24 protein-coding genes are annotated in these 24261 nt (G+C 62.5%); 5 read left to right on the top strand and 19 right to left on the bottom strand.

Annotated features, from left to right (window positions below):
* Positions 1–22: 22 nt before the first annotated feature.
* Both G3T16_RS09095 and trmB read left to right on the top strand, forming a co-directional pair.
* On the top strand, positions 23–400 hold the full coding sequence (locus G3T16_RS09095) for a DUF423 domain-containing protein (RefSeq protein ID WP_163494822.1): 378 nt from the start codon (positions 23–25) through the stop codon (positions 398–400).
* A gap of 3 nt (positions 401–403) precedes the next feature.
* Positions 404–1114, top strand: coding sequence for a tRNA (guanosine(46)-N7)-methyltransferase TrmB (gene trmB / locus G3T16_RS09090; protein ID WP_163494820.1), 711 nt, complete (start codon positions 404–406; stop codon positions 1112–1114).
* A gap of 48 nt (positions 1115–1162) precedes the next feature.
* Here trmB and hemW read toward each other — a convergent pair whose 3' ends face one another.
* The 8 genes from hemW to G3T16_RS09050 form a co-directional block, all read right to left on the bottom strand.
* The gene (gene hemW, locus G3T16_RS09085) at positions 1163–2329 is read right to left on the bottom strand and encodes a radical SAM family heme chaperone HemW (protein ID WP_163494818.1); all 1167 of its coding nucleotides are present in this window, start codon (positions 2327–2329) and stop codon (positions 1163–1165) included.
* Positions 2329–2928, bottom strand: coding sequence for an RdgB/HAM1 family non-canonical purine NTP pyrophosphatase (gene rdgB / locus G3T16_RS09080; protein WP_163494816.1), 600 nt, complete (start codon positions 2926–2928; stop codon positions 2329–2331). Before rdgB ends, hemW begins: the two co-directional genes overlap by 1 nt.
* Positions 2928–3368 (bottom strand): DUF4426 domain-containing protein, encoded by a 441-nt coding sequence (locus tag G3T16_RS09075; protein WP_163494815.1) that lies wholly within the window; start codon positions 3366–3368, stop codon positions 2928–2930. The genes rdgB and G3T16_RS09075 overlap by 1 nt, the downstream gene beginning before the upstream one ends.
* Before the next feature lies 1 nt (position 3369).
* Positions 3370–3960 (bottom strand): methionine biosynthesis protein MetW, encoded by a 591-nt coding sequence (gene metW, locus G3T16_RS09070; protein ID WP_163494814.1) that lies wholly within the window; start codon positions 3958–3960, stop codon positions 3370–3372.
* Positions 3950–5095 carry a homoserine O-succinyltransferase MetX gene (gene metX / locus G3T16_RS09065; RefSeq protein WP_408610740.1) on the bottom strand — a complete coding sequence of 382 codons (1146 nt, stop codon included), beginning with the start codon at positions 5093–5095 and terminating at the stop codon, positions 3950–3952. Before metX ends, metW begins: the two co-directional genes overlap by 11 nt.
* 11 nt (positions 5096–5106) lie before the next feature.
* Entirely contained in the window at positions 5107–5694 is a 588-nt protein-coding gene (locus tag G3T16_RS09060; RefSeq protein WP_163494812.1) for a YggT family protein, read from the bottom strand.
* Positions 5694–6530 (bottom strand): pyrroline-5-carboxylate reductase, encoded by an 837-nt coding sequence (proC, locus tag G3T16_RS09055; RefSeq protein WP_163494810.1) that lies wholly within the window; start codon positions 6528–6530, stop codon positions 5694–5696. Before proC ends, G3T16_RS09060 begins: the two co-directional genes overlap by 1 nt.
* A gap of 63 nt (positions 6531–6593) precedes the next feature.
* Positions 6594–7304 carry a YggS family pyridoxal phosphate-dependent enzyme gene (locus tag G3T16_RS09050; RefSeq protein ID WP_163497034.1) on the bottom strand — a complete coding sequence of 237 codons (711 nt, stop codon included), beginning with the start codon at positions 7302–7304 and terminating at the stop codon, positions 6594–6596.
* Positions 7305–7378: 74 nt separating this feature from the next.
* Here G3T16_RS09050 and G3T16_RS09045 point away from each other — a divergent pair, with 74 nt between their 5' ends.
* Together G3T16_RS09045 and G3T16_RS09040 are read left to right on the top strand one after the other, a co-directional pair.
* Positions 7379–8413 carry a type IV pilus twitching motility protein PilT gene (locus tag G3T16_RS09045; protein WP_163494808.1) on the top strand — a complete coding sequence of 345 codons (1035 nt, stop codon included), beginning with the start codon at positions 7379–7381 and terminating at the stop codon, positions 8411–8413.
* A gap of 100 nt (positions 8414–8513) precedes the next feature.
* On the top strand, positions 8514–9653 hold the full coding sequence (locus G3T16_RS09040; protein WP_163494806.1) for a PilT/PilU family type 4a pilus ATPase: 1140 nt from the start codon (positions 8514–8516) through the stop codon (positions 9651–9653).
* 205 nt (positions 9654–9858) lie between these two features.
* Here the strand turns inward: G3T16_RS09040 and ruvX are convergent, their stop codons facing one another.
* The 11 genes from ruvX to G3T16_RS08985 all read right to left on the bottom strand — a co-directional run bounded on the left by ruvX (position 9859) and on the right by G3T16_RS08985 (position 22729).
* The gene (ruvX, locus tag G3T16_RS09035; protein WP_163494803.1) at positions 9859–10302 is read right to left on the bottom strand and encodes a Holliday junction resolvase RuvX; all 444 of its coding nucleotides are present in this window, start codon (positions 10300–10302) and stop codon (positions 9859–9861) included.
* Positions 10295–10885 (bottom strand): YqgE/AlgH family protein, encoded by a 591-nt coding sequence (locus G3T16_RS09030; protein WP_163494801.1) that lies wholly within the window; start codon positions 10883–10885, stop codon positions 10295–10297. The genes ruvX and G3T16_RS09030 overlap by 8 nt, the downstream gene beginning before the upstream one ends.
* Positions 10886–10931: 46 nt before the next feature.
* Entirely contained in the window at positions 10932–11795 is an 864-nt protein-coding gene (locus tag G3T16_RS09025; RefSeq protein WP_163494799.1) for an energy transducer TonB, read from the bottom strand.
* On the bottom strand, positions 11773–12762 hold the full coding sequence (gene gshB / locus G3T16_RS09020) for a glutathione synthase (protein ID WP_163494798.1): 990 nt from the start codon (positions 12760–12762) through the stop codon (positions 11773–11775). Before gshB ends, G3T16_RS09025 begins: the two co-directional genes overlap by 23 nt.
* Positions 12763–12884: 122 nt before the next feature.
* Positions 12885–13631: a 16S rRNA (uracil(1498)-N(3))-methyltransferase gene (locus tag G3T16_RS09015; protein WP_163494797.1), complete on the bottom strand. Its 747-nt coding sequence runs from the start codon at positions 13629–13631 to the stop codon at positions 12885–12887.
* A 10-nt stretch (positions 13632–13641) separates the two neighbouring features.
* Positions 13642–14469 (bottom strand): methylenetetrahydrofolate reductase [NAD(P)H], encoded by an 828-nt coding sequence (gene metF / locus G3T16_RS09010; RefSeq protein ID WP_163494796.1) that lies wholly within the window; start codon positions 14467–14469, stop codon positions 13642–13644.
* A 7-nt stretch (positions 14470–14476) separates the two neighbouring features.
* Positions 14477–15862 (bottom strand): adenosylhomocysteinase, encoded by a 1386-nt coding sequence (gene ahcY, locus G3T16_RS09005; RefSeq protein ID WP_163494795.1) that lies wholly within the window; start codon positions 15860–15862, stop codon positions 14477–14479.
* A gap of 752 nt (positions 15863–16614) precedes the next feature.
* Positions 16615–17769, bottom strand: coding sequence for a methionine adenosyltransferase (gene metK / locus G3T16_RS09000; RefSeq protein WP_163494794.1), 1155 nt, complete (start codon positions 17767–17769; stop codon positions 16615–16617).
* A gap of 11 nt (positions 17770–17780) precedes the next feature.
* Positions 17781–18791 (bottom strand): ArsR/SmtB family transcription factor, encoded by a 1011-nt coding sequence (locus G3T16_RS08995; protein ID WP_163494793.1) that lies wholly within the window; start codon positions 18789–18791, stop codon positions 17781–17783.
* A gap of 97 nt (positions 18792–18888) precedes the next feature.
* Positions 18889–21711: a helix-turn-helix transcriptional regulator gene (locus tag G3T16_RS08990; RefSeq protein WP_163494792.1), complete on the bottom strand. Its 2823-nt coding sequence runs from the start codon at positions 21709–21711 to the stop codon at positions 18889–18891.
* A 196-nt stretch (positions 21712–21907) separates the two neighbouring features.
* A complete protein-coding gene (locus G3T16_RS08985) occupies positions 21908–22729 on the bottom strand; it encodes an SDR family NAD(P)-dependent oxidoreductase (protein ID WP_163494790.1) in 822 nt (273 codons plus the stop codon).
* A 345-nt stretch (positions 22730–23074) separates the two neighbouring features.
* Between G3T16_RS08985 and G3T16_RS08980 the strand changes: the two genes are divergently transcribed.
* On the top strand, positions 23075–24259 hold the full coding sequence (locus G3T16_RS08980; protein ID WP_163494788.1) for a lipid-transfer protein: 1185 nt from the start codon (positions 23075–23077) through the stop codon (positions 24257–24259).
* Positions 24260–24261 lie beyond the last annotated feature (2 nt).

Here is a 24261-nt window from a genome sequence, read left to right as displayed (position 1 = left end):
CCAACCCTGCCGGATTCACCTGATGGGACAATTCTTTCTTGTAAGCGCGGCACTCAGTGGTGTCCTTGCCGTCAGTCTGGGAGCCTTCGGTGCCCACGCGCTGCGCGAGCGGCTGGATGCCCAGGCGATGGGCGTATTTGAAACCGCCGTCCAGTACCATTTCTACCATACCCTGGCCCTGCTGGCAGTGGGTGTGTTGGCTCTGGGTTTCCCCGGCACCACCTTGCTGCGCAGCAGCGGCTCGCTGTTCCTGCTGGGCCTGCTGGTGTTTTGCGGCAGCCTGTATCTGCTCAGCTTCACCGGCATTCGCTGGCTGGGCGCCATTACTCCGCTGGGCGGCCTGGCCTTTATCGCGGGCTGGGCCTGTCTGGCCGCGGCCAGCTGGAAATTGTTGCCCTGAGCCATGACTGACGGCGGTGCCAGACGACCCATCCGCAGCTACGTGCTGCGCGCCGGCCGCATGACCCCCGCCCAGCAGCGCGGCTTTGATGAAAACTGGCAGCGCTGGGGCCTGCTCCACAGCGATGGTATGCCGAATTTTGCCGCCGTGTTCGGCCGCGAGGCACCGCGCGTACTGGAGATCGGCTTTGGCATGGGGCAATCCCTGGTGGCGATGGCCGCGGCGGCGCCGGAGCGGGACTTTATCGGCATCGAGGTCCACCGGCCCGGTGTCGGCAAGTTATTGCACTCCATGGCCGAGGCCGGGATCGACAATATCCGGGTGTACTGCCACGATGCGGTGGAAGTACTACGCGACTGCATACCCGAAGCCTCGCTGGACACCATCCAGATCTTCTTTCCCGATCCCTGGCACAAGGCGCGCCACCACAAGCGGCGCCTGATCCAGCCCGCGTTCACGGACCGGCTTCGCCACCACCTGAAGCCGGGCGGTATCCTGCATCTTGCAACCGATTGGGAGGATTACGCCCGGCAAATGCTGGAGGTGTTGTCCGCCACGCCACAGCTGGTCAATACCGCGGGCGCCGGCAATTATGCGCCGCGCCCGGAGCAGCGGCCGTTGACAAAGTTTGAGTTGCGCGGCGAGCGCCTGGGTCACGGGGTATGGGATCTGGTTTTCCGGCACGAGCCGCCAGGCCGGCAGTCGGGGGCCTGATAGACTCCCAGCTTCTGCGCCGCAGGCACGCTCCCAGTGAGCTTGTGTTCACCCCGATACCGTCTGCCCCGGCAGAAACTCCATAATCACCGAATCCAGAAAACGCCACCCCAACGGACTGGCGCAGATACGGCTGTCGTCGTCGCACTGCAACAGCTCCCGCTGCAGCAGTGAATCCAGTGCCGGCTGCAAAGCCGCTGCGGGCAAGCCGGTGCGCTCGCTGAACTGTTGCAGGGTAAAACCCGTCTCCAGGCGCAGCGCGTTGAGAACGAATTCGCCCGGCAGTTCGGCCGCATCCAGCCACTGCTGCTGCGCCCGGTGCTGGCCCGCAGCCGCGTTCATGTAAGCCTCCGGTTGGCGCCGCTTGGCACAGCGCATGATCCGGCCATCGGCAAAACTGATCTTGCCGTGGGCGCCGGCACCGATGCCCAGATAGTCGCCAAACTGCCAGTAGTTCAGGTTGTGGCGGCATTGCTGGCCCCGGCCGGCCCAGGCCGAGACCTCGTACTGGCTGAAGCCAGCGCCCCGCAGCAAGGTTTCACCCGCATCCTGGATATCCGCCAGCGCATCCTCCACCGGCAGTAGCGGCGGATATTTGTGAAATACGGTGTTGGCTTCGATAGTCAGCTGGTACCAGGACAGGTGGCCGGTCTGGTAGCCGGTGGCCGTTGCCAGATCCCGCAGTGCCAGCTTTGCATCCTGGCCGGGCAGGCCGTGCATCAGGTCCAGGTTCAGGCGATCAAAGCCGGCGCTGCGGGCCGCGGCGATGGCGGCGTGGGCCTGGTCGCTGTTGTGCACCCGTCCCAGGGCCTGCAGCTGGATATCCTGGAATGACTGTATCCCCAGTGACAAACGGTTGATGCCGGCGGCGCGAAAACCGGCAAACTTCTCTGCCTCGGCGCTGCCGGGATTGGCCTCCATGGTGGCCTCGAGATCCGCGGCCAGTGGCAGGCGGGTGGCCACACCCTGCAGCAGCCGGGCGATGGCCGCTGCACTGAACAGGCTGGGGGTGCCGCCGCCAATGAACAGTGTGCTGATCTCGCGTCCCTGGGCGAGCTCCAGATCGGCCTCCAGGTCGGCCAGCAGGCAGTCCACGTAGGCCAGCTCTGGAATGAGGCCGGCTTCGTGTGAGTTGAAATCGCAATACGGGCACTTGCGCTCGCACCAGGGCAGATGAATGTACAGGCCCAGCGGCGGCAGTTGCGGCAGTGGCATCAGCGCCGCCGCAGGGCTTCCGCCAGCCGGGCACAGGCCAGCGCCCGGTGGCTTATCCGGTTTTTCCTGGCCGGGTCCAGCTCGGCGGCGCTGCAACCCAGCTCAGGGACTTCAAACAGCGGGTCATAGCCGAAGCCGCCGCTGCCGCGGGGGCTGCTCAGGATGCGGCCCTCCCAGCTGCCCTGGCAGATCAGCGGAGTGGGGTCCAGTTCGTGACGCAGGTAGACCAGCAGGCACTGATAGCGGGCGCTGCGCTGTGGGGCCGGCACGCCCTCCAGCGCCGCCAGCAGCTTGTCGTTGTTGGCACTGTCGCCGCCGCCGGAGTAGCGGGCGGAATGAATGCCCGGGGCACCCCGCAGATAGTCCACTTCCAGCCCGGAATCGTCGGCGATCGCCGGCAGGCCGCTGTGCCGGGCGGCGGCCCGCGCCTTCAGGATTGCATTCTCGACAAAGCTCAGGCCGGTTTCCTCTACCTCGGGTACACCGTAGTCAGACTGCGGCCGCAGCGACAGGCCCAGCGGCTCCAGAATACCCGCCAGTTCCGCCAGTTTGCCGGGATTGCCGCTGGCGAGTACGACGGTTTGCAGGGGGGCGGCCATCAGTTGATATACAGCTGGTGCTTGTACTCGAAGCGGTAGCTCTCACTGCTGCCCTGAGGCCGGAAATCCACCTCAAAAAAACGCCACTCTTCGTTGATGAAACTGAACTCGGCGATGTAGTAGATGGCGGCGCCCTCCCGCACTTCCTGGAATTCCAGGTCCTGGGCATGGATCAGGTCGCGGGTGCGTCCCTGCAATTGCATGCTGCGGGGTTCGCTGCCCTCGTCGGTCAACTCCCGCACGGCCAGATTGAGAATCGCCCGTTTCTTGCCCCGGGTAATCCCGTAACCGGCTGCGACCTCTGGCTGCAGGAAGGTGGTGTTGACCACACTGTAGTGCAGCTCATAGGGTCCGAAACGCTCGGACTGCTGCCCATGGGCGGTGGCGGCTGCCAGCGCGGACAGGGCCAGGGCGAGCAGGTGGAGACGAAATGGTTTCATATCAGCGGCTTATCAGGTAGATGGCGGTGATCGCGAACAGATTGGGCCAGGCGCTCGCCAGCAGCGGCTTGCGCTCGGTGTTGCCCACCATGTCCCGGGCCAGGATACGGATCCCGCGCTCTTCGCAGAGCGCCTCGAAGTCCCGTACCGTGCAAAAATGGATATTGGGTGTATCGTACCAGCTATAGGGCATGAAGCGGGATACCGGCATGCGGCCGCGGGAGCCCAGGTACAGCCGGCAGCTCCAGTGACCGAAGTTGGGGAAGGTGACAATGCCCTGGCGCCCGATACGCAGCATCTCTTCCAGCACCTTGTCCGGAAAGTGCACCGCCTGCAGCGCGTGGGCCATCACCACGGTGTCGAAGCTCTGGTCGGGAAAGTTCGGCAATCCCCGGTCCATATTCTGTTCGACGACGTTGAGGCCGCGGGCCACCGCTGCGGTAATGTTGTCCGGGTCTATTTCCAGCCCCAGGCCGCGCACGTCCCGCTCCTGTTGCAGTCGTTGCAGGAATTCACCATCGCCACAGCCCAGGTCCAGCACCCGGGAGCCCGGGTCTATCCAACGCTGGATATGGGTCAGGTCAAGCCGCATCTGACTCGCTCCTTACCCGCTGCAGATAGGCGGCAAGCAACTGCAGGTAGCGCGGTATCGGCATCAGGAAGGCGTCGTGGCCCCCGTCGGCCTGTATTTCGGCATAGGTGACCGGCCGGTCCGTCGCGATCAGCGCGTCGACGATCTCACGGGAGCGCCGCGGCGAAAAGCGCCAGTCGGTGGAAAAGGACAGTACCAGGAAGCTGCAGCGGGCGCCGCTGAAGGCGGCCACCGGGTCATCGCCGTATTCGCGGGCCAGATCAAAGTAATCCAGTGCCCGGGTCATCAGGATATAGGTATTGGCATCGAAGCTGCCGGAAAACTGGCTGCCCTGGTAGCGCAGATAGCTCTGCACCTGGAACTCGGCACCCTGCTCCCCGCCCAGTTCCAGGCTGCCCGAACGCAGGTCGCGGCCGAACTTGTTGGCCATCGCATCGTCCGACAGATAGGTGATATGGCCGACCATGCGCGCCAGTGCCAGACCCTGGGCGGGCAGCGTCTCCTCGCGCAGGTAGTGGCCGCCGGCGAAGCCGGGATCAGCCTGTATGGCCTGGCGGGCGATCTCGTTGAAGGCAATATTCTGGGCACTCAGTTTCAGCGCCGAGGCGATCACCACGCAGTGGCGCAACCGGTCCGGATACAGCAGGGCCCAGCGCATTGCCTGCATGCCCCCAAGGCTGCCACCGATCACCGCGGCCCAGCACTCTATTCCCAGATAGTCTGCCAGCCGTGCCTGGCTGTGGACCCAGTCCCTTACCCGCAGCGCCGGGAAGTCCGGCCCCCAGACCTGGCCGGTCTCCGGGTTGATGCTGGTGGGTCCGGTGGAGCCGTGACAGCCGCCCAGGTTGTTGAGGCTGACCACGAAGAAATGGTTGGTATCCACTGGTTTGCCCGGACCGATGCATTCATCCCACCAGCCCGGCTTGCGGTCCTCCGGACTGTGATAGCCGGCAGCGTGATGATGCCCACTCAGGGCATGACAGATGAGAATTGCGTTGGAGCGCTCGGCATTGAGACTGCCGTAGGTTTCGTAGACCAGTTCATAGTTCTGCAGCACCCGGCCACAGGCCAGCCTCAGGGCTTCGCTGAACTGCGCCCGCCGGGGCGTGACGATGCCGACACTGGATGAAGTCATTGTTCCGGCAATCAGATCCCGATGACCAGAGCCGGGTGCAGGGCCATGCCCGCTGCCATGTGGCGCAGTGCAATTTGGATAATGTTGATCAGGATGAAAACCAGGATCGGGGAGAAATCCAGTCCGCCCATATTGGGCAGCATGCGTCGGAATGGCGCCATCACCGGCTCGGTCAGCTGAAACAGCAGCAGCAGGGCCGGATGGCGGCTGGCGGGGGCTACCCAGCTGATGATGATCATGGCCAGCAGCGCGAAAAAGTAGATGTTGACTACCAGGCCGACCACTCCCAGTGCCGACCAGGCCATCAGCAGGGCCGGGTTGGGCAGGCTCGCCCCATGGAGCATCAGCAGCAGGACGATCGCCGCCAGTTGCAGCAGCAGGGCCAGCAGCAGGCAGGACAGATCCAGGCCGCCCAGTCCCGGCACGATACGGCGCAGTGGCAGTACCAGCGGATTGGTGAGCCTGACCAGGAACTGGCTGATGGGGTTGTAGAAATCCGCGCGTACGACCTGCAGCAGAAAGCGCAGCAGCACCGCGATCAGGGCCAGGGTGAGAACGGTCTGGGCCAGATAGCTGGCAATCTCAGTAAGGGCGCCCATCAGTTCGCAGCCTCCCCGCCCGCGCCCATCTCCGCTGCCCGTTCCCGGGCGGCATCCATGGCTGCCTGCACCAGCGCGGACAGGCCGTCGGCCTCGAAGCGCTGCACCGCCCGTTCAGTGGTCCCGCCCGGACTGGTGACCCGGCGCCGCAGTTCAGCCAGGTCGACATCGCTTTCCATGGCCATGCGGGCAGCGCCAAGAGCCGTCTGCCGGGTCATTGCGGTGGCGCAGTTCCGGCTCAGACCCATCCTGCAGCCCGCTTCAATCATTGCTTCCATGAACAGGAAAAAGTAGGCGGGGCCGCTGCCCGAGAGCGCAGTAATCGCGTCCAGGTCGGCCTCGGCGGGCACCCATTCCACAATGCCGACCGCGGCGAGAATCGTTTCCGCAAGTTCCCGCTGTGCCGGGTCCACCTGTTCGCTGGCGTGCAGCGCGGTGGCCCCGGCACCCAGCAGGGCCGGGGTATTGGGCATGCAGCGAACAATCGCGGTCTGTTCGCCCAGGCCGGCCTGCATGCTGGCGATGGTGGTACCCGCGGCGATGGAGATGACCAGCGCATTGCTGGCGCACACCTGGTCCCGCACACTGGCCATGGCGGCAGCCATCACCTGCGGCTTGACTGCGAGGATCACCACCGTGGCATCCTCGCAGGCGGTGGCGTTATCCTCGAATAGCTCGATATCCCCCAGCTTGCGCAGCCGCGCCAGATTCTCGGGGGACGGATCAGCAGCGCGCAGCGCTGCCGGCCGGTGGCCGCTTTCCAGCAGGCCGCCAATGATGCTCGATGCCATGTTGCCGGCACCGACGAAAGTAATGATGGCAGTGTCCAGGGACATTGTATTCCACTGTTGTGTCAGTCAATCGGGACGCGCCAGTATACACGCGCGAAGGCGGCAAAATCACCCGTCAGCCGCAGTTGCCTGGCGCGGGCCAAAGATATCGGTGCCCACCCGCACGACGGTTGCCCCCTCAGCGATGGCGGCCTCAAGGTCACCGGACATGCCCATGGAGAGCGTATCCAGCTGTGGCGCGTCCCGTTGCAGTTGTTGCAGCGCGCCGCGCAGTGCGGCGAACGCCGCTCGCTGGACGTCCGGGTCGGCAGTGGCGGCTGGAATTGCCATCAGGCCGCGCAGACGCAGGCGCGGCAGCGGCAATACAGCGTGGGCCAGCTCCGGCAGCTGCTCCAGGCTGACCCCGGACTTGCTCTGCTCGCCGGAAATGTTGACTTGCAGGCACAGCTGCAGCTCCGGCATTGCGGCCGGGCGCTGGTCGCTGAGCCGCTGCGCTATCTTCAACCGATCCACGCTGTGCACCCAGTGGAAATGTTCGGCGATAAGGCGGGTTTTATTGGACTGGATCGGGCCGATGAAGTGCCAGCGCAGACCGTCCAGATCCCGCAGCTGGTCGATCTTCTCCAGCGCCTCCTGCAGATAGTTTTCGCCAAAATCGCTCAGGCCCAGCGCGGCGGCCCGACGAATGTCCTCCGCCGGCCTGGTTTTACTGACCGCCAGCAGCTGCACGGCCTGGTCCGGGCGCTGGCTTTTTCGGGCCGCGAGTCGTACTCTTTCGAGTACAGATTCGATGTTGAGCCTGAGCGTGTCGGATTCCATGGTTGCCATGGTAGCGGATTGCGGCCCCTGCAGGCGAGGACAAAACAGGACCGCTTCGAGGGGGAAAAGCAACAGTGGATATTACAGAACTGCTCGCGTTCAGTGCCAAGCAGGGCGCTTCGGACCTGCACCTGTCGGCCGGCCTGCCACCGATGATCCGGGTGGACGGTGATGTGCGGCGCATCAACCTGCCGCCGATGGAACACAAGCAGGTCCACGACCTGATCTACGACATCATGAACGACAAGCAGCGCAAGGACTACGAGGAGTTCCTGGAGACGGACTTCTCCTTCGAGGTCCCCGGGGTGGCGCGTTTCCGGGTCAATGCCTTCAACCAGAACCGCGGTGCGGGCGGTGTGTTCCGGACCATTCCCTCGAAGGTGCTGACCATGGAAGACCTGGGCATGGGCCAGGTGTTCCGGGACATCTCGATGATGCCGCGCGGCCTGGTGCTGGTGACGGGCCCCACCGGTTCGGGCAAGTCCACTACCCTGGCGGCGATGATCGACTTCATCAATGACAACAAGTACGAGCATATCCTCACCATCGAGGACCCGATCGAGTTTGTGCACGACAGCAAGAAATGCCTGGTCAACCAGCGCGAGGTACACCGGGATACCCTGGGCTTTGCCGAGGCGCTGCGCTCGGCATTGCGGGAGGACCCGGACATCATCCTGGTGGGTGAGATGCGCGACCTGGAAACCATCCGTCTGGCACTGACCGCAGCGGAAACCGGCCACCTGGTGTTCGGCACGCTGCACACCACCTCTGCCGCCAAGACCATCGACCGGGTGGTGGATGTATTTCCGGCCGCGGAGAAGGCGATGGTACGCTCGATGTTGTCCGAGTCGTTGCAGGCAGTGATCTCCCAGACCCTGCTCAAGCGCGCTACCGGCGGCCGGGTCGCGGCCCACGAGGTGATGCGTGGCACCTCGGCCATTCGCAACCTTATCCGTGAGGACAAGGTGGCACAAATGTACTCTGCGATCCAGACCGGCCACGCGCTGGGCATGCAGACCATGGATCAGTGTCTGCAAAAACTGGTGGACAACCGCACGATCAACCGCGAGGTCGCCAGGGAAAAGGCGCGCATGCCGGAAAACTTCTAGCAGTCGCTCCGGTTTTGCCGCCGCCGGATGAGGGCTGGTCTGCCAGATTCCATTACAGCACAGCGCCGGTCCTTGAATGGCCGGCCAAGGAAAGGAAACGATGAAGATCGAAGAGCTGCTCCGCCGGATGGTCAAAGACGGTGCCTCGGATGGCTTTATCATGCCGGGGGCCGCTGTCAGCATCAAGGTTGACGGTCAGATTCACCCGCTGTCCAGCGACAGGTTGTCGCCGGCAGTTACCCGGGAGCTGGTGCTGTCGACGATGACAGAGGCGCAGCGTCAGGAGTTCCTCAATACCCGTGAGTGCAACTTTGCATTGTCAGTTACGGGGGTGGGACGGTTCCGCGTCAGCGCACTGGTGGAGCGGGGCAGTGTCGGCATGGTGCTGCGCCGGATCGAGACCCGGATACCGGGAATCGAAGAGCTGGGTCTGCCACCCATCGTCAAGGATCTGGCGATGACCAAGCGCGGCCTGGTTATTTTCGTCGGCGCAACAGGCACCGGCAAGTCCACCTCGCTGGCAGCCATGGTGGGCCATCGCAACCACAACAGCCGCGGCCATATCATCAGCATTGAAGACCCGATCGAGTTTATCCACGACCACGCCAACTGCATCGTCACCCAGCGGGAGGTCGGGATCGATACCGAGTCCTTCGACGTGGCACTGAAGAACATGCTGCGCCAGGCGCCAGACGTGATCCTGATTGGCGAGGTGCGCACGGCGGAGACCATGGCCCAGGCCCTGACCTTCGCGGAAACCGGTCATCTGTGTCTGTGTACCCTGCATGCCAATAATGCCAACCAGGCGTTGGACCGCATCCAGAGCTTCTTTCCGGCCCAGCTGCACACTCAGGTCTGGATGGACCTGTCCCTGAACCTGAAGGCGATGGTGGCGCAGCAACTGCTGCCGCGCAAGGATGGCAAGGGCCGCACTCCGGTGGTGGAGGTGCTGCTGAACACGCCCCTGGTGCAGGAGTATATCCGTAAGGGCGAGGTGCACCTGATCAAGGATCTGATGGCCAAGTCCACTGAGCTGGGTATGCAGACCCTCGACCAGTCCCTGTTCAAGGCCTACAAGGAAAACCTGATATCGCAGGACGATGCGATGCGCTTCGCCGATTCGGCGAATGAAGTGCGGCTGATGATCAAGATGTATGAACGGGGCAGGCAGGGCAGTCCGGCCGATGGTGGCGAGCTGAGTTTCGATCAGTCCAAAGGCGGCAGTCATACGCGCCGCTAGGGCCAATGACACTTACTTTAGAGCTTTGGGACTTCGTGGCCCGGTCGACATCCTGGGAGGGTGCTTCCGAGACACGCCGTGAACCCTTCCGTGGGGGCTCGGATGCCTAGGCGGCCCCGCGCATCCATGTCGCATACGGTCTCGGAAGCACCCTCCCAGGACGCCGACCTACTTCCGGAGCGAGCCAAAGCAAGTGCCATTGGCCCTAGCGCCCGTGCTGTCGCAACCAGGTCAGCAGGATCAGTTCGGCGGCGTGGCTGTCTACCGGAACGGCCTTGTAGTCGCCCCGATGACCCCGTTCCCGCTGTTCGCTCTTGGCCGCCCGGCTGCTGAGGCGTTCGTCGGTCATGGCCACCGGCAGCCCCAGGCGGCCCTCCAGGCGCCGGCCGAACTTGCGGGCCCGGGTCGCCAGTTCGCTGACGCTGCCGTCCATGTTCAGCGGGTCTCCCACCACCAGCAGCTGCGGTTGCCACTGGGCCACCAGTGCCTCCAGCGCAGGCCAGTTGGGTATGCCGTCGCGGGCTCGCAGGACGGCCAGCGGCTGAGTGGTCCCGAACACACTGTTGCCCACCGCGACACCGATCTGGCGCAAGCCGTAGTCGAATGCCAGCACAGTGGCAGGTAGCGGCGCGGCTTGCTGCTCAGGCATGCCCTGCCTGGGCGGAGATCAGGTTCATGTCTATTCCCAGCTGGGCTGCCGCGGCTGACAGGCGCGCGTGCCAGGGCGTGGAGAAAATGATTTCACTGTCGGCGGGTATGGTCAGCCAGCTGTTCGCGGTCAACTCCTGCTCCAGCTGTCCGGCGGTCCAGCCGGCGTAGCCCAGCGCGATCAGATGCTCCTGCGGGCCACTGCCCTCGGCTATCGCGCGCAGGACATCGCGCGATGTGGTCAGAGTAATCTCCGGGGTTACCTGCAGGCTTGCTTCCCAACTCTGCGCGCCGCGGCGATGCAGCACGAAGCCGTGATCGAGTTGCACCGGCCCGCCTGCCATGACCGGCTCGTCGGCGAAGTCGGTGCGGCTTTCGATATCCAGGTGGTCGAAAATCTCCGCCACACTGAGGTCCAGCGGCTGGTTGATCACGATACCCATGGCGCCGGCCTCGCCGTGCTCACAGATATAGGTGATGCTCTGGGAAAAGATACCCTCGGACAGGCTCGGCATCGCCAGCAGGAAGTGATCCCGCAGACAGCTGCCGCTTTTGCTGGCGCTCGCAGTTATCTGGGCTGGCATAATGCTATTGTCTCGACCTCGCAGCTGTGTCGCCCCGGCAGTGTACTCAACCAGAGCTTAGACGGTTTTCCTGAAATTGCCATGTGCGGATGATTTCCAGTTGGTCCGTGGTAGCTCTCAGTGCCCCTGGAAACGGCGCATAGGGAGCGGCCATTCGTACAATCTTGATGGCCGCCTCGTCCAGCACGGCATAGCCGGAGGAGGACAGAATCCGGATGTCTTCAAGCTGTCCATCGGCATTGATTACCACCAGCAGGCGCAAGCTGCCATAAAGTCCGTAACGAATCGATGCCTCCGGGTAGTACTGGTTGCCCACCGCCTCCACCCGCTGGCGCCACGCGTGCAGATAGCGGGCATCGACTGCTTCCCGGGTGGAGAGGGAGGTCAGGCGCCGCACCCTGGGGCGGTTGGAATAATCCTGTGCCTGCTCCTCCAGGATGGCTTCCAGCGTCGCCAGCTCCCCTTGCAGCCGCTGCGCCTCGGGACTGGATCCGGCTACCGCAGCGGGGCTGGTGGAGGCGCTGTCCGGGGCCTCGGCCGGCAGCGGCCGGGACTGTGCCCTGGTGGTTACCGGTCGCTGCCCGGCCCGTTGCGCCTGTACGGTCTCCGCCGCGCTCCGGGCCTGCTGCCGTGCCGCGGCCTGCGGCATTGCCGAGGCGCTGCTGACACTGGTCCGGTCTGACAGGTCGCCACTGCCCTGCTGGTTGAACTGCGCCAGATGGCGAGCTTCCTCAGGCACCGCGCCGCTGGGCTGCCGGGCCAGCGTGATTTCCAGCTGCGGGCCCGGGGGTGGCTGATTGCCGATCTCGAAACCCAGTCCCAGCACGAGGATCACATGCAGGGCTGTGGCGAGGAAAACCGCTATGCCGAATCGGTTTTCCGGCTCTTCACTGACGATGCTCTGCTGCATTCCCCTCTGCCCGGCCGCGCTGCTGCACTGTCTCGGCAATACAATCCATCAGTTGGCCGCCGATGTCCAGTTGATGGCCATTGTCGATTTCACGGATCCCTGTGGGGCTGGTGACGTTGATTTCGGTCAGGTAATCGCCGATCACATCCAGGCCGACGAACAGCAGCCCCTTCTCGCGCAGCGTCGGCCCCACCTGCCCCGCAATCCACTGGTCGTGTTCGGACAGCAGCTGGGGCCTGCCCTTGCCGCCCGCCGCCAGGTTGCCCCGGGTTTCTCCCACACTGGGGATGCGCGCCAGACAGTAGGGCAGGGGCTCGCCATTGATCATCAGGATGCGCTTGTCACCCTCGCTGATTTCGGGAATGAAGCGCTGTGCCATAATGGTTTTCTTGCCGAAGCCGGTCAGGGTTTCCAGGATGACGTTGATGTTGGGGTCTGCCAGTTGGACCCGGAAAATCGACGCCCCCCCCATGCCGTCGAGCGGCTTGAAGATTACATCCTGGTGCTCGATATGAAATCCCTTGAGCCGGGCAATATCACTGCTGACCAGCAGGGGCGGGCAACACTGCGGAAACAGCGTCGCGAACACCTTTTCATTGCAGTCCCGCAGGCTCTGGCAGCGATTGACGACCAACGTGCCCTCGCGTTCCGCCGCTTCCAGTATATAGGTGGCGTAAATGTACTCGTTGTCGAAGGGAGGATCCTTGCGCATCAGGATCACGTCCAGATCCGCCAGGTCGCGGGTCTGGGCCGGGCCCAACTCATGCCAGCACCCCGGATCGCGAAATACCGTCAGTGGCGCCATACTGGCGCGGGCGGTGGCGTGCTCCAGGAACAGGTCGCCCGGTTCCATATAGTACAGCTGCCAGTCCCGGTCCTGGACCGCCCAGAGCATTGCCAGGGTACTGTCCTTCTTGTACTGAATGCGGGAGATGGGGTCCATCACGACCCCGATCTTGATTGTCATGGCTGTTGTCCACTGGAGTGAGGGGGCAGTGTACTGCGCGACAGGAGGCGGCTAAAGTGGCAAATGGCGATAACTTGCACAAGAGCAGGATCGCCGCCTTCATCCGGTAGCCGACCCGTCACTTACAGCAATCCTCCCATATCACCCCAGCGGGCCTGCAGGATGGCCAGCGCAGCCAGCGGTGCAGTCTCGGTGCGCAACACCCGGGGGCCCAGCGCCAGAGCCTCGAAGCCGGCCGCTTCGGCGGCCTGGATTTCGGCTTCGTCCAGGCCGCCTTCCGGGCCGACCAGCAGGCTGACGGAGCGGGGCGCTGCGGCAGCTGTGTTGATACCGGCCGCGCCCGTGGCCCGGTGATGCAGCACAAACCGGCGATCTGCGCCGCCCAGTTGCAGCCACTGTGCCAGCAGGGCAGGCTCACTCAGCCGGGGCAGGGTGGCGCGCCCGCTCTGTTCACAGGCGCTGATTGCCACCTGCTGCCAGTGCTGCCGCTTGCGCGACTGCCGTTCCCCCTGCAGCCGGACCTCGGTGCGGCCTGTGAACAGCGGCGTAATGGCGGCCACTCCCAGCTCGGTGGCCTTCTGTACCACCCAGTCCATCCGGTCCCCGCGGGAGATACCGATTCCCAGGTGGATCCACAGGGGCGACTCCCGCTGCGGGGCCTGCTGTTCCAGCAGCAGCACCGTGACCCGCTTCCTGTCGCTGGCCAGAATGCGGGCGCTGAATTCCCGCCCGGCACCATCGAACAGCAGCAAGCTGGCGCCGGCCGCAAGGCGCAGCACCCGGGAAAGGTGTTGGCTGGGCCCCGGTTCCAGCACGAGCTCGGTGTCCGCTTGCAGTGGCCGGGTAGTATGGATCCTCGGTATCCGCATGCGAAAGGCCTCAGATAGCCAGGTTCTGGCGGATCTGGCGGGTGGGCTCAAGCTGGTTCATGGTATAGAAGTGGATGCCGGGGCAGCCGGACTCCAGCAGGGTCTGGCACAGCTGGCTGACCACCTCGATACCGAATTGGCGGATGCTGTCCTGGTCCTCGCCGTAACCTTCGATTCGCTGGCATATCCAGCGCGGTATCTCGGCACCACAGTTGCGGGAAAAGCGCGCCAGGTTGGCGAAGTTGGTGATCGGCATGATCCCGGCATAGATGGGCTTGTCGATACCGATGGCGGCACACTGGTCCAGGAAGTAGAAGTAGGACTCGACGTTGTAGAAGTACTGGGTGATCGCGCTGTCGGCGCCGGCGGCGAGTTTTGCCTTCAGGTGCTTCAGGTCGCTGTCATAGCTCTCCGCCTGGGGGTGGATTTCCGGGTAGGCGGCAACCTCGATATGAAAATGATCGCCGGTCTGCTCGCGGATGAATCGCACCAGCTCGCTGGCGTGGACCAGTTGCCCGCCGCCGGCCATGCCCGAGGGCATGTCCCCGCGCAGTGCGACCAGGCGCGATATGCCCAACTCGCGGTAATGCTGCAGCATGCCGGCAATCGTGGCGCCATCGTCACCACCGAAACTCAGGTGCGGGGCGACGCTGACGCCGCGCTGGTTCAGCGCGGAGACCATCTCCAGCGTGTTGTCCCGGGTAGAGCCCCCGGCACCGTAGGTGACGGAGAAAAACTCGGGCTGCAATGCCTGCAGGCCCGGAGTGGTCGTCTCCAGCAATGTCGCGCGGGCAGCGTCGCTCTTGGGTGGAAAGTACTCGAAGCTGATTCTGGTCATGGCTGGCCTAGTACTTGTAGCTGTCGGGTTTGAACGGCCCGGTTTCAGACACGTTGATGTAGTCTGCCTGGGCCTTGGTCAGGCGCGTGATGACACCACCGAAACCTGCCACCATATGTGCGGCTACCTCCTCGTCCAGCTTCTTCGGCAGTACTTCAACCCGCAGTGCGGCGGGCTTCAGCTCGGCTTCCAGGCTGGCAAAGCGGCGCTCGTACAGGTAGATCTGGGCCAGGACCTGGTTGGAGAACGAGCCATCCATGATCCGCGAGGGATGGCCGGTGGCATTGCCCAGGTTGACCAGGCGGCCCTCGGACAACAGGATCAGGTAGTCGTCTTCGTCGCGGTAGATCTTGTGTACCTGGGGCTTCACCTCTTCCCAGCGCCAGTTGCGGCGCATGAAGGCGGTGTCGATCTCGTTATCGAAGTGGCCGATGTTGCACACCACGGCGTTGCGCTTGAGGGCGCGCAGCATGTGCTCGTCGCAGACCTTGTAGTTGCCGGTGGTGGTCACCAGCAGGTCGATGCTGCCCAGCAGCTCGGTATTGATGCCGTCCGCGCTGTCGGTGTTGATGCCGTCCAGGAAGGGCGAGACCACTTCGTAGCCGTCCATGCAGGCCTGCATGGCGCAGATCGGGTCGATCTCGCTGATCCGCACGATCATGCCCTCCTGGCGCAGGGACTGGGCCGAGCCCTTGCCGACATCGCCGTAACCGATAACCAGCGCCTTCTTGCCCGCCAACAGGTGGTCGGTGGCGCGTTTGATGGCATCGTTGAGGCTGTGGCGGCAGCCGTATTTGTTGTCGTTCTTGGACTTGGTGACGGAATCGTTGACATTGACGGCGGGTACCTTCAACTCGCCCCGGGCCAGCATTTCCTGCAGCCGGTGGACGCCGGTGGTGGTCTCTTCGGTGATGCCGTGGACATGGTCGAGAATGGCCGGGTATTTCTGGTGCAGCATCGCGGTAAGGTCGCCGCCATCGTCCAGTACCATGTTGGCATCCCAGGGCTTGCCGTCTTTGAGAATGGTCTGTTCAAGGCACCATTCGTACTCTTCTTCGGTCTCGCCTTTCCAGGCATAGACGGCCACGCCGGCGGCGGCGATGGCGGCGGCGGCGTGGTCCTGGGTGGAAAAGATATTGCAGGAGGACCAGCGCACTTCGGCCCCCAGCTGGACCAGGGTCTCGATCAGGACGCCGGTCTGGATGGTCATGTGGATACAGCCGAGGATTTTGGCACCGGCCAGTGGTTTGCTGTCGCTGTATTTGGCGCGCATGGCCATTAGGGCCGGCATTTCGGTTTCGGCGATGTCCAGTTCCCGGCGACCCCAGTCGGCGAGGGTGATATCGGCGACTTTGTAGTCGGCGGTGGTTTTCAGTTTGGCTGCTGTGGTCATGATTGTGGTTCCTGTTGCTGCTGGTGAATTTGTGGCTATTGGGGCCGGTTTTGGCTGTTTGTGTTCGGATGGCTCTCTGTGTGTGCTCTCGTGTTCCGTGTTCCGTGTTCCGTGTTCCGTGTTCCGTGTTCCGTGTTCCGTGTTCCGTGTTCCGTGCTTCGTAGCTGGCTGGGCGGCTTCGTAGCCCGGCCGCGGTGGCCCGGCGCTTGCCGCCACCGGTCGCCCGGCCTGCGGCTCCCCTCGCTCCGGCGGCCTGGCAGGGCCCCGCCCCGACGCGCGTCCTGCGCGGCGGGGCTTTCCGGCACATCCATGTGCCTCCAAACCCTGCCAGCCCCCTCCACTCGGCGGGCTCGACGGTGCCGGCAAGCGCCGGGCCACCGCGGCCTGACTTTGCTGCAGACCTCGAGAATGGGGGGCTAATCCTTGGCCGCTGTCGGCGGTACTGCTAACCCTGAGGATTGGTCGTTACCAATCCTTTGCAGTTGATTGAGCCACTGTGTCCAGTTCTCGCATCGTTTCAGGTCTGGGGCGCTGGGTGGCCATTGCGGGACCGTATGCGACATGGATGCGCGGGGCCGCCTAGGCATCCGAGCCCCCATGGACGGCTTCACGGCGTGTCCCGCAATGGCCACCCAGCGCGCCGGACCGGCGCTACGAAGTCCCCCTGGCTACAAAGTCCCACAGCCATGAATCTCACGCTCTCATTTCCATTCTGCAAGCGACCATATCTACACCCGAGGCAAACGTCCCAATCAGACCGCCGCCCTGAGTGCCTCGGCTCTGTCGGTGCGTTCCCAGGTGAACTCCGGTTCCTCGCGGCCGAAGTGGCCGTAGGCTGCGGTCTTGCGGTAGATCGGGCGCTTCAGGTCCAGCATCTCGATCAGGCCTTTCGGGCGCAGGTCAAAGTGCTCGCGGATCAGCGCTACAATGGCTGCGTCCGAGATCCTGCCGGTGCCAAAAGTGTTGACCGAGATCGAGGTCGGGTCCGCTACCCCGATTGCATAGGAGATCTGGATCTCGCAGCGTTCCGCCAGGCCCGCAGCGACGATGTTCTTGGCCACGTAGCGGCCCGCATAGGCTGCCGAGCGGTCGACCTTGGACGGGTCCTTGCCCGAGAACGCGCCGCCGCCGTGACGGGCCATGCCGCCGTAGGTGTCGACGATGATCTTGCGTCCGGTGAGACCGCAGTCACCCACCGGTCCGCCGATGATAAACTGGCCGGTCGGATTGATGTGGTAGCGGGTGGCCGGGTCCAGCCAGGCTTCGGGCAGTACCTCCTTGACGATCAGATCCATTACCGCCAGGTGAATATCCGCCTGGCTGATGTTCTCGTCATGTTGGGTGGACAATACGACGGCCTCTATGCCTACCGGCTTGCCCTGTTCATAGCGCAGGGTCACCTGGCTCTTGGCATCGGGGCGCAGCCAGGGCAGGGTGCCGTTCTTGCGCAGCTCAGCCTGGCGCTCCACCAGCCGGTGGGCGTAGTAGATCGGGGCCGGCATCAACGTATCGGTCTCGTTGGTGGCATAGCCGAACATCAGTCCCTGGTCGCCGGCGCCCTGTTCCTTTTCGGCGCTTTCGTCGACGCCGCGGGCGATGTCGGGGCTTTGCTTGCCGATGGCGTTGAGCACCGCGCAGGAGGCGCCGTCGAAGCCGACCTTCGAGCTGTTGTAGCCGATATCGAGCACTACGTTGCGGACCACTTCCTCGAGGTCGACGTAGGTCTCGGTGGTGACCTCGCCGGCAATCACCACCATGCCAGTCTTGACCAGGGTTTCCACTGCTACCCGGGCATCCCGGTCGTCGACCAGGATCTTGTCGAGAATGGCGTCGGAAATCTGATCCGCCATCTTGTCGGGGTGGCCTTCGGAGACCGATTCAGAGGTGAAAATAGCGTAGTCACTCATACCTGATTCCTTTAGGGGTGTAGTCCACGGTGGCCGAACAGGCGCACCTGTATCTGAAAGCCGTTGCGTTGTGCCAGGTAGATACTGGCGATATCCATGAGACCGGCGTCGTGGGCCCAGCCGGCCAGTTCCTCGGGGTCGAAGCCCAGCCACAGGTCACCGCAGTTTTCCCGCGCCCAGGCCTGGTCGTGACGGCACAGGTCGGTGAGCAGCAGAACGCCGCCCGGGGCCAGACAGGCGGCGACGTCGCGCAGGATTTGCCAGGGGCGAGGAGTGTGGTGCAGCACCATGTTGATGACCACGCAGTCCACCTGCAGCTTTGCCAGCGCCGGATGAGCGGTATCGCCGTGGATGAATTCGATATTGGTCAGTCCGGCCGCGGCGGCGGTTGCGCGGGCCCGGGCCAGCATCGTGGCCGCATTGTCCAGTGCGACGACGTGCCGGAACCGGGGGCTCAGCTCAGCCAGGAAGGCGCCGTCGCCGGGGCCGACTTCCAGCGCGGTGCCGGTCTGCGGGAGCGGCGCGTCGTCCAGTACCTGGGCCACCGTTGCGGCGTATTGCTCGTAGCTGGCGATCAGATCCTGCTGCTGGCGGAACTTGTGGGCATTGTGCTGGAAGAAATGACGGGAGTTGTCCTCGCGCTGCTGCTGCACCAGCAGCAGGCGCTGGCTCAGCTCGGGTGTCAGGGCGGTGTCATCCAAAACCTCGAAGATCTGTTGCTGGACCGCATCGAGGCCGGCTTGTTGCCCCAGTTCGCTGCGGCGATAGAAGATGGAGTTGCCCTCGCGGCGGGTCGCCACCAGCCCGGCGCTGGCCAACACCTTCAGATGATGGCTGAGCGCCGGCTGGCGGATGTCAAACAGGGTGCATAATTCGGATACACCGAAGGAATCCTTGCGCAGAACGCGCAGGATCTGCAGGCGCAAGGGATCGGCGCTGGCCTTGCACAAGGCGGCGAGCGCTTCTATGCGCGCTTCGGGGGTGGTCCCGGCGGCAGTCTGGGTGTTTGACATGGCTAACATGGCGGGCAGTCTAGCAGGTCACGAAAGCTATATCAAAATATTTTGATATAGCTTTGCTGGCCGAGGTGTTCTCCGAAGGTGCGGTGCGCATGGCCCGCTAGCTGATTATGCGATGCTGTCTCGCCTTGGCCAGCGCATCTTCGCGGGAACTGGCGCCCAGTTTTCCATAGACATTCTTCAGATGCCATTTGGCCGTCGTGGGTGAGATGTTCAGGCCGCGGCCGATGCCTTTGGCGGAGAGCCCCTTGCCCAACAGCTCCAATACGTCCTGTTCCCTTGCCGTCAATGGCTCTGTCAGTGCTTCGGCGTTGGTCGGTGGGATGGAGGCGTTGTCGTTTGCGGCCGTGCTGCTTCCCAGCGCTATTTCAAGCAGTTCATGCTCGCTGTCGCTGTGTGCGCGGCTGACAAGCAGCTTCGCAAGCGGGTGGGCGATGAGGCCAATATCGGCCAGGACGCGCAGCGCGCCGAGTTCGGCGGCCTCCTTCAGCAGTTTCGAGGCTTCGCCCAGCGCCGGTTTCTGCCTGCCGGCGCCAAGGCTGGCGATACAGCGCATGAATCCCAGACCGATTAAAGTGCCGTGGCGGCCAAGCCGCTGGCAATGCTCTTCTGCGACGCCAATAAGGTGCATACATTCAAGATAGTCAACGTCGTGGTGAAGTGCGTTCTCTGCAGTGGCCAAAGCGGAAATCATCGGTATTTCTGCCCAGGAGCAATACTGGCAGTCCGCATACTGTTCGGCGAGTTGCGAGAGACGATACAGAATTTCTTCACGTGAGGTCAGGTGCTGGAAATGCACAGAAAGTGCAAACTGATCGTAAAGGCTCCACGCCACCAGGCGGTCGAGCCGCCGCCGGATGCCGATCTCCTCAAGGTGCTGCATGGTTTGGAAGGCAGCCTGTGAGTCACCTGCCAATAATTCCAAGTGGGCGCGAACCCGATAGCCGCTCAAAATCCCGTCTGGCAGTTCTGCTGCACCGATGATCTCTGCATAGGTCTCAATCAATTCTCTGGCATCATCCAGAAGATTGAACTGAAAAAGGGCCTCGCACAGCGGTCCGATGACGTTGCCAAGGGTATCGGGCCCAACCTTCCCGCGCAATACGATCTTGTCCTTGAAGGGCATCTGGTGGGCAAGTGCATCGCGGATACGGCCTTCAGCCAGATAAGAGTTTCCAATCATCCAGTCGGCGAGGAGGTGCTTGTGCTGGGTCTGGCCCGAAGGAAGCTTCCTGTAGAAAACGCGTACGGCTTCCCTGGCTTCCGCAAAGCGCCCGGAGTAAACATAGCCGGTCGAAGCCAGGTTGCTGATCAGAGATAGCAGAAAGGCATCAGTGGACTGCGCCGCCTGCAGCATGGGTTCGACAATCTGAATTATGCCGGCGGTATCATCGACTGCTGCGCGGCCATATGCACACAGCAATTGAACTTCATAGTGTACGGAGGCGGCTCTGTGGTTGGGGTGGAGCAATATGCTCTCCAGATTCTCCTGAAAGGCATCAAGGTGACCGCAGGAGATCTGTGCCCAAGCCAGGTTCAGGCTGATGCCCAGCCGCTCGCGAAGCGTTTCCTTGGGAATCTGGTCACACCATTTGATAAGCTGCCTGAAATAACCTTCGCGGGTCAGGCGCCGGGCCGAGCGTTCGATAAGCTCTGCCATCAGCTCGTTGTCGCCCGCCTCACTCGCGTAGCGCAGGGCTTCAATATCCAGCCGTTGTTCCGCAAACCAGCGAGCGGCCTTCTGATAGAGCGTTCTGATATCGGCCTTGTCCCGCTGTTCCAGCCGGCTGTGCAGGAAGCTCTCGAAGAGGCGGTGAAAACGGTACCACGGGTCGATATCAGGTGTGTCGATGGGCAACAGAAACAACTGTTCGTCCTCGAACTTCTTCAGCAACTCGCCCGCGTTGGAGTTGCCGCTCAATTCTTCACACAGGACGCGATTAAAGCGCCGGCAAACAGAAATGGAAGCGAGAAAGTCGAGCTCTTCCGCGCTGATATAGTCGGCGACGGTGGATTCAAGGTAGCTGACCAGGGCGCCCTCTTGCGAAACGGAGGCTTTGCTGGTGTGACGCTCAAAGAAGTGATCGACCTGGCTTTCCTTGCGAAGGGCAAACAACAGCAATTGCAGACCAGCCGCCCAGCCATCGCTCAGTTCATACAAGCGCCTGATATGCGCAGGGTCGAGGGAGCTCAGTCCCTGGGCTGCAACAAACCTGCCCGTTTCATAAACATCAAAACGCAGATCCTTGAAATCCAGCTCGGCCAGTTGATCCTGGGTCCGCAGCTTGAGCAGGTTCAGCGGGGGGCGAGATCGGGATCCGATAACGAGATGCACGTTGTCAGGCAGCGCATCCAGAAAGGCGTCCATCAGCTGGAAAATATTGAAGGCGGTGCTGTAGTGAAAGTCATCAATTATTAGATAGACTTCTTCGTTGCAGTCGATCAGGTCGTCGACCAGAGAGGCGAGAAAACTGCTGCGGGATTTGCCCCCGGAGCGGTTGAAGAACTGGAGCGCGTCAGCGTGGATGTCCAGTTCTGCACTACGCAGACTTTCGACAATATAGGCGCCAACCTGGGTAACGTCGTCGTCCATGCCCAGGTTATACCAAGCGACCTTGGCGCCCTGTTCTGAGAGCTGCCTGCGCCATTGCGCCAGCAGCATGGTTTTGCCGCAGCCCGCTGGCCCCAGCACCAGATTCAGTTTGCAGTTGCGATTCGAGTTCAACCGCTGCAGCAGTTCGTTCCGGTTCACCGGCGCGCTGCCAATTCTTGGCGGCGCCAGTTTGGTTCGAACAATCGCAATGTCCGGAGGCTTCGTCTTGGTCATGCAACTCCCGCTATTCAACCAATCCTGCGTGCCGCCCGTCCAGGTGGGACTGGCCTGGCCGGACCCGATGGCTGCGCCCCTCATCGGGTGCAGCATTCACCGCAGCAAAGGTATTGTGCTGGGAAGTCGATCATCTTGTCTATGTTTTGCCTGGCTCGGAGTAGGCTCCCACTCCCGGAGCTGTCCTAGACATTATGTAGGACCTACCCGTCCTCAAAGATCGTGGGTTAAGCTGAGGACGGTAATCCATGCTCAGAGCCATAATTGAGGAGTGCAGCTCACTACACAATGTCTAGCCGGGAAGGCAGTCAATAATACGTTCAGTGCGCTCGATCACTGCACTTTCGACAAAGCGGTCGGTAAAAATATAAGGGCTGTTTTTGTTGATTCCGGCGAGCACCATGGCGCCAACTTCGTCGATACTGACGCCCTGCCGCAGGAGATTGTCCTTCTCCTTGATACGGTTGAGTGCTTCCTGACTCATCTCTTCCCGAGGCGTGGCACCAGGGCGGGTCATGATGGTGTGGCTTATAATATTGGTAGCCACCGGACCGGGACAAAGTACGCTGACGCCGATACCGGTTCCAGCAGCTTCGAGTTCGTTGCGCAGCGCTTCCGACATGCCTACTACAGCATACTTGGAAGTACAATAAAGGAAGCCCGCTCCGGTCGCTGTCAAGCCGGCCCCGGAAGAGGTATTGACAACATGGCCTGCCTCACCACGTCTGATCATGCGCGGCACAAACGTTTGTATGCCATTGACAACGCCGTGGAGGTTGACGCCGAGCGTCCAGTCCCACATGTCGTAGGTCATCTTGGTCACGGAGGCCGCAGCAGCAACCCCGGCGTTATTGAAAAGCAGGGAAACCGGCCCAAGATTCTCTTCCACCTCATCGGCGATCAGGGCATAGGCTTCCCGATTACGTACATCCAGTACATGCGTGGCTACCCGGGTTAAGTTTTCAAGCTCGCTTTGCGCGGCCTCAAGCGCCGCCGCATCGATATCGACAATGGCCAGATTGATCCCTTCGCGTGCCAGGCGGCGGGCGATGCCCAGTCCTATACCCTGGGCGCCGCCGGTAATAAAGGCAGTTCGGCCGGACAGATCTTGCATGGAGTGTCTCCGTTCTGTAAGTCAATAGTGACCTGGTGCATGTAATGATCGTCATTAGAAGCGACAGCATGGCCCGGGCGCAGTGGCTGCACCTTCGAACCAGTGGGCCAGAGGACAAAACTATACTAGATCACAGAAGCAGGCCCCCTCCCTAAAGGATGGGCCTCCCGGAAGCGAGCTGATGCCGGCATTGTGGAGGGGCAGCCACGAAGGGTTGCAGATGCCCCCGCTTTTGGGAGGGGGACCTGATGTCCGGGTTGAGCGAAACTGGCCCACTGGGAACTTGGCCGTCCGGATCTGCCGAGGACCTGTCGTTTTCAGACCGGACCATGAGGAGAAACAACAATGAACACCGTACGAGTTGCCGGGGTCGGCATGATCCCCTTCACCAAGCCTGGCCAGAGTGAGGACTGGGACGTGATGGCCGAGAAAGCCATTCGTCTCGCGCTGGCCGACGCAGATATCTCCTACGATCAGGTTCAGCAGGCCTATGCGGGTTACGTGTATGCCGATTCGACCGCAGGGCAGTCTGCCATCTATCGTGTCGGCTGCACCGGTATTCCGATTATCAATGTCAACAACTACTGTTCAACGGGTTCTACTGCTCTGTACCTCGCGCGTCAGATGATCGAAGCCGGGGTGGTGGATTGTGCGATAGCGGTTGGCTTCGAGCAGATGATGCCGGGAGCTCCGGGCATCGTGTTTCCTGATCGCAAAACCTCCATGGGCTATCATTTTTCCAAAATGCTGGAGATCCAGGGGTACGATGATAGCAAGCCGCCGGCATCCCAGCTGTTCGGTGGTGGCGGCCTTGAGTATCAGCAGCGCTACGGTACCAGCGACGAGACCTTCGGGCTGATTTCGGTCAAGGCGCGCCGGCACGCGGCCAACAATCCCCTCGCCGTCTTCCGCGATCCGCTGACGCTGGAGGAAGTGATGGGGTCGCCCCATCTCTACGGGCCTGTTACCCGCTTCCAGGCTTGCCCTCCCACCTGCGGAGCAGCCGCGGCGGTGCTGGTCTCGCCCAGGTTCGCGGCCTGCCACAATATTGATGCGTCGGTAGAGATTGTCGCGCAGGTCCTTAGCACGGACTTTCAGAGCACATTTGACGGGCACTCAATGATAAGTGTGGTCGGTTATGACATGGCCAAGGCTGCGGCTGACCAGGTCTATGAAGTCTCCGGCGTGTCTCCCGACGACCTGGACGTGGTGGAACTGCATGACTGCTTCACGGCAAACGAATTGCTCTCATACGAATCACTGAGCCTGACTCCAGAGGGAACGGCAGAGCGCTATATTCGCGATGGACAGAACACCTATGGCGGCAAGCACGTCGTGAATCCCAGCGGTGGCTTGTTGTCAAAAGGACACCCGATAGGCGCAACCGGTCTCGCACAATGTTACGAGTTGACGCATCAGCTGCGCGGAACTGCGGACAAGCGCCAGGTTGACGGGGCGCGACTTGCTCTTCAGCATAACCTGGGTCTCGGTGGCGCATGTGTCGTCACCCTCTATGGCAAGAGCACCTGAGG

Source organism: Kineobactrum salinum, assembly GCF_010669285.1.
GTDB lineage: Bacteria > Pseudomonadota > Gammaproteobacteria > Pseudomonadales > Halieaceae > Kineobactrum > Kineobactrum salinum.
Note: the sequence above shows the minus strand (reverse complement) of the source record. Positions and strands in the feature narration are given on the sequence as shown.

What these genes read in the sequence shown, in the direction of transcription:
- rdgB (WP_163494816.1), bottom strand. Translation starts at nt 2,928, where the DNA reads ATGGCCGCCCCCCTGCAAACCGTCGTACTCGCCAGCGGCAATCCCGGC.
- metK (WP_163494794.1), bottom strand. Translation starts at nt 17,769, where the DNA reads ATGAGTGACTACGCTATTTTCACCTCTGAATCGGTCTCCGAAGGCCAC.
- metF (WP_163494796.1), bottom strand. Translation starts at nt 14,469, where the DNA reads ATGACCAGAATCAGCTTCGAGTACTTTCCACCCAAGAGCGACGCTGCC.
- G3T16_RS09015 (WP_163494797.1), bottom strand. Translation starts at nt 13,631, where the DNA reads ATGCGGATACCGAGGATCCATACTACCCGGCCACTGCAAGCGGACACC.
- ruvX (WP_163494803.1), bottom strand. Translation starts at nt 10,302, where the DNA reads ATGCCTGAGCAGCAAGCCGCGCCGCTACCTGCCACTGTGCTGGCATTC.
- G3T16_RS08985 (WP_163494790.1), bottom strand. Translation starts at nt 22,729, where the DNA reads ATGCAAGATCTGTCCGGCCGAACTGCCTTTATTACCGGCGGCGCCCAG.
- G3T16_RS09060 (WP_163494812.1), bottom strand. Translation starts at nt 5,694, where the DNA reads ATGGGCGCCCTTACTGAGATTGCCAGCTATCTGGCCCAGACCGTTCTC.
- trmB (WP_163494820.1), top strand. Translation starts at nt 404, where the DNA reads ATGACTGACGGCGGTGCCAGACGACCCATCCGCAGCTACGTGCTGCGC.
- G3T16_RS08980 (WP_163494788.1), top strand. Translation starts at nt 23,075, where the DNA reads ATGAACACCGTACGAGTTGCCGGGGTCGGCATGATCCCCTTCACCAAG.
- G3T16_RS08995 (WP_163494793.1), bottom strand. Translation starts at nt 18,791, where the DNA reads ATGTTAGCCATGTCAAACACCCAGACTGCCGCCGGGACCACCCCCGAA.
- G3T16_RS09075 (WP_163494815.1), bottom strand. Translation starts at nt 3,368, where the DNA reads ATGAAACCATTTCGTCTCCACCTGCTCGCCCTGGCCCTGTCCGCGCTG.
- proC (WP_163494810.1), bottom strand. Translation starts at nt 6,530, where the DNA reads ATGTCCCTGGACACTGCCATCATTACTTTCGTCGGTGCCGGCAACATG.
- G3T16_RS09030 (WP_163494801.1), bottom strand. Translation starts at nt 10,885, where the DNA reads ATGCCAGCCCAGATAACTGCGAGCGCCAGCAAAAGCGGCAGCTGTCTG.
- ahcY (WP_163494795.1), bottom strand. Translation starts at nt 15,862, where the DNA reads ATGACCACAGCAGCCAAACTGAAAACCACCGCCGACTACAAAGTCGCC.
- G3T16_RS09040 (WP_163494806.1), top strand. Translation starts at nt 8,514, where the DNA reads ATGAAGATCGAAGAGCTGCTCCGCCGGATGGTCAAAGACGGTGCCTCG.
- metW (WP_163494814.1), bottom strand. Translation starts at nt 3,960, where the DNA reads ATGCGGCTTGACCTGACCCATATCCAGCGTTGGATAGACCCGGGCTCC.
- G3T16_RS09025 (WP_163494799.1), bottom strand. Translation starts at nt 11,795, where the DNA reads ATGCAGCAGAGCATCGTCAGTGAAGAGCCGGAAAACCGATTCGGCATA.
- G3T16_RS09095 (WP_163494822.1), top strand. Translation starts at nt 23, where the DNA reads ATGGGACAATTCTTTCTTGTAAGCGCGGCACTCAGTGGTGTCCTTGCC.
- G3T16_RS09050 (WP_163497034.1), bottom strand. Translation starts at nt 7,304, where the DNA reads ATGGAATCCGACACGCTCAGGCTCAACATCGAATCTGTACTCGAAAGA.
- hemW (WP_163494818.1), bottom strand. Translation starts at nt 2,329, where the DNA reads ATGCCACTGCCGCAACTGCCGCCGCTGGGCCTGTACATTCATCTGCCC.
- metX (WP_408610740.1), bottom strand. Translation starts at nt 5,095, where the DNA reads ATGACTTCATCCAGTGTCGGCATCGTCACGCCCCGGCGGGCGCAGTTC.
- G3T16_RS08990 (WP_163494792.1), bottom strand. Translation starts at nt 21,711, where the DNA reads ATGCTGCACCCGATGAGGGGCGCAGCCATCGGGTCCGGCCAGGCCAGT.
- gshB (WP_163494798.1), bottom strand. Translation starts at nt 12,762, where the DNA reads ATGACAATCAAGATCGGGGTCGTGATGGACCCCATCTCCCGCATTCAG.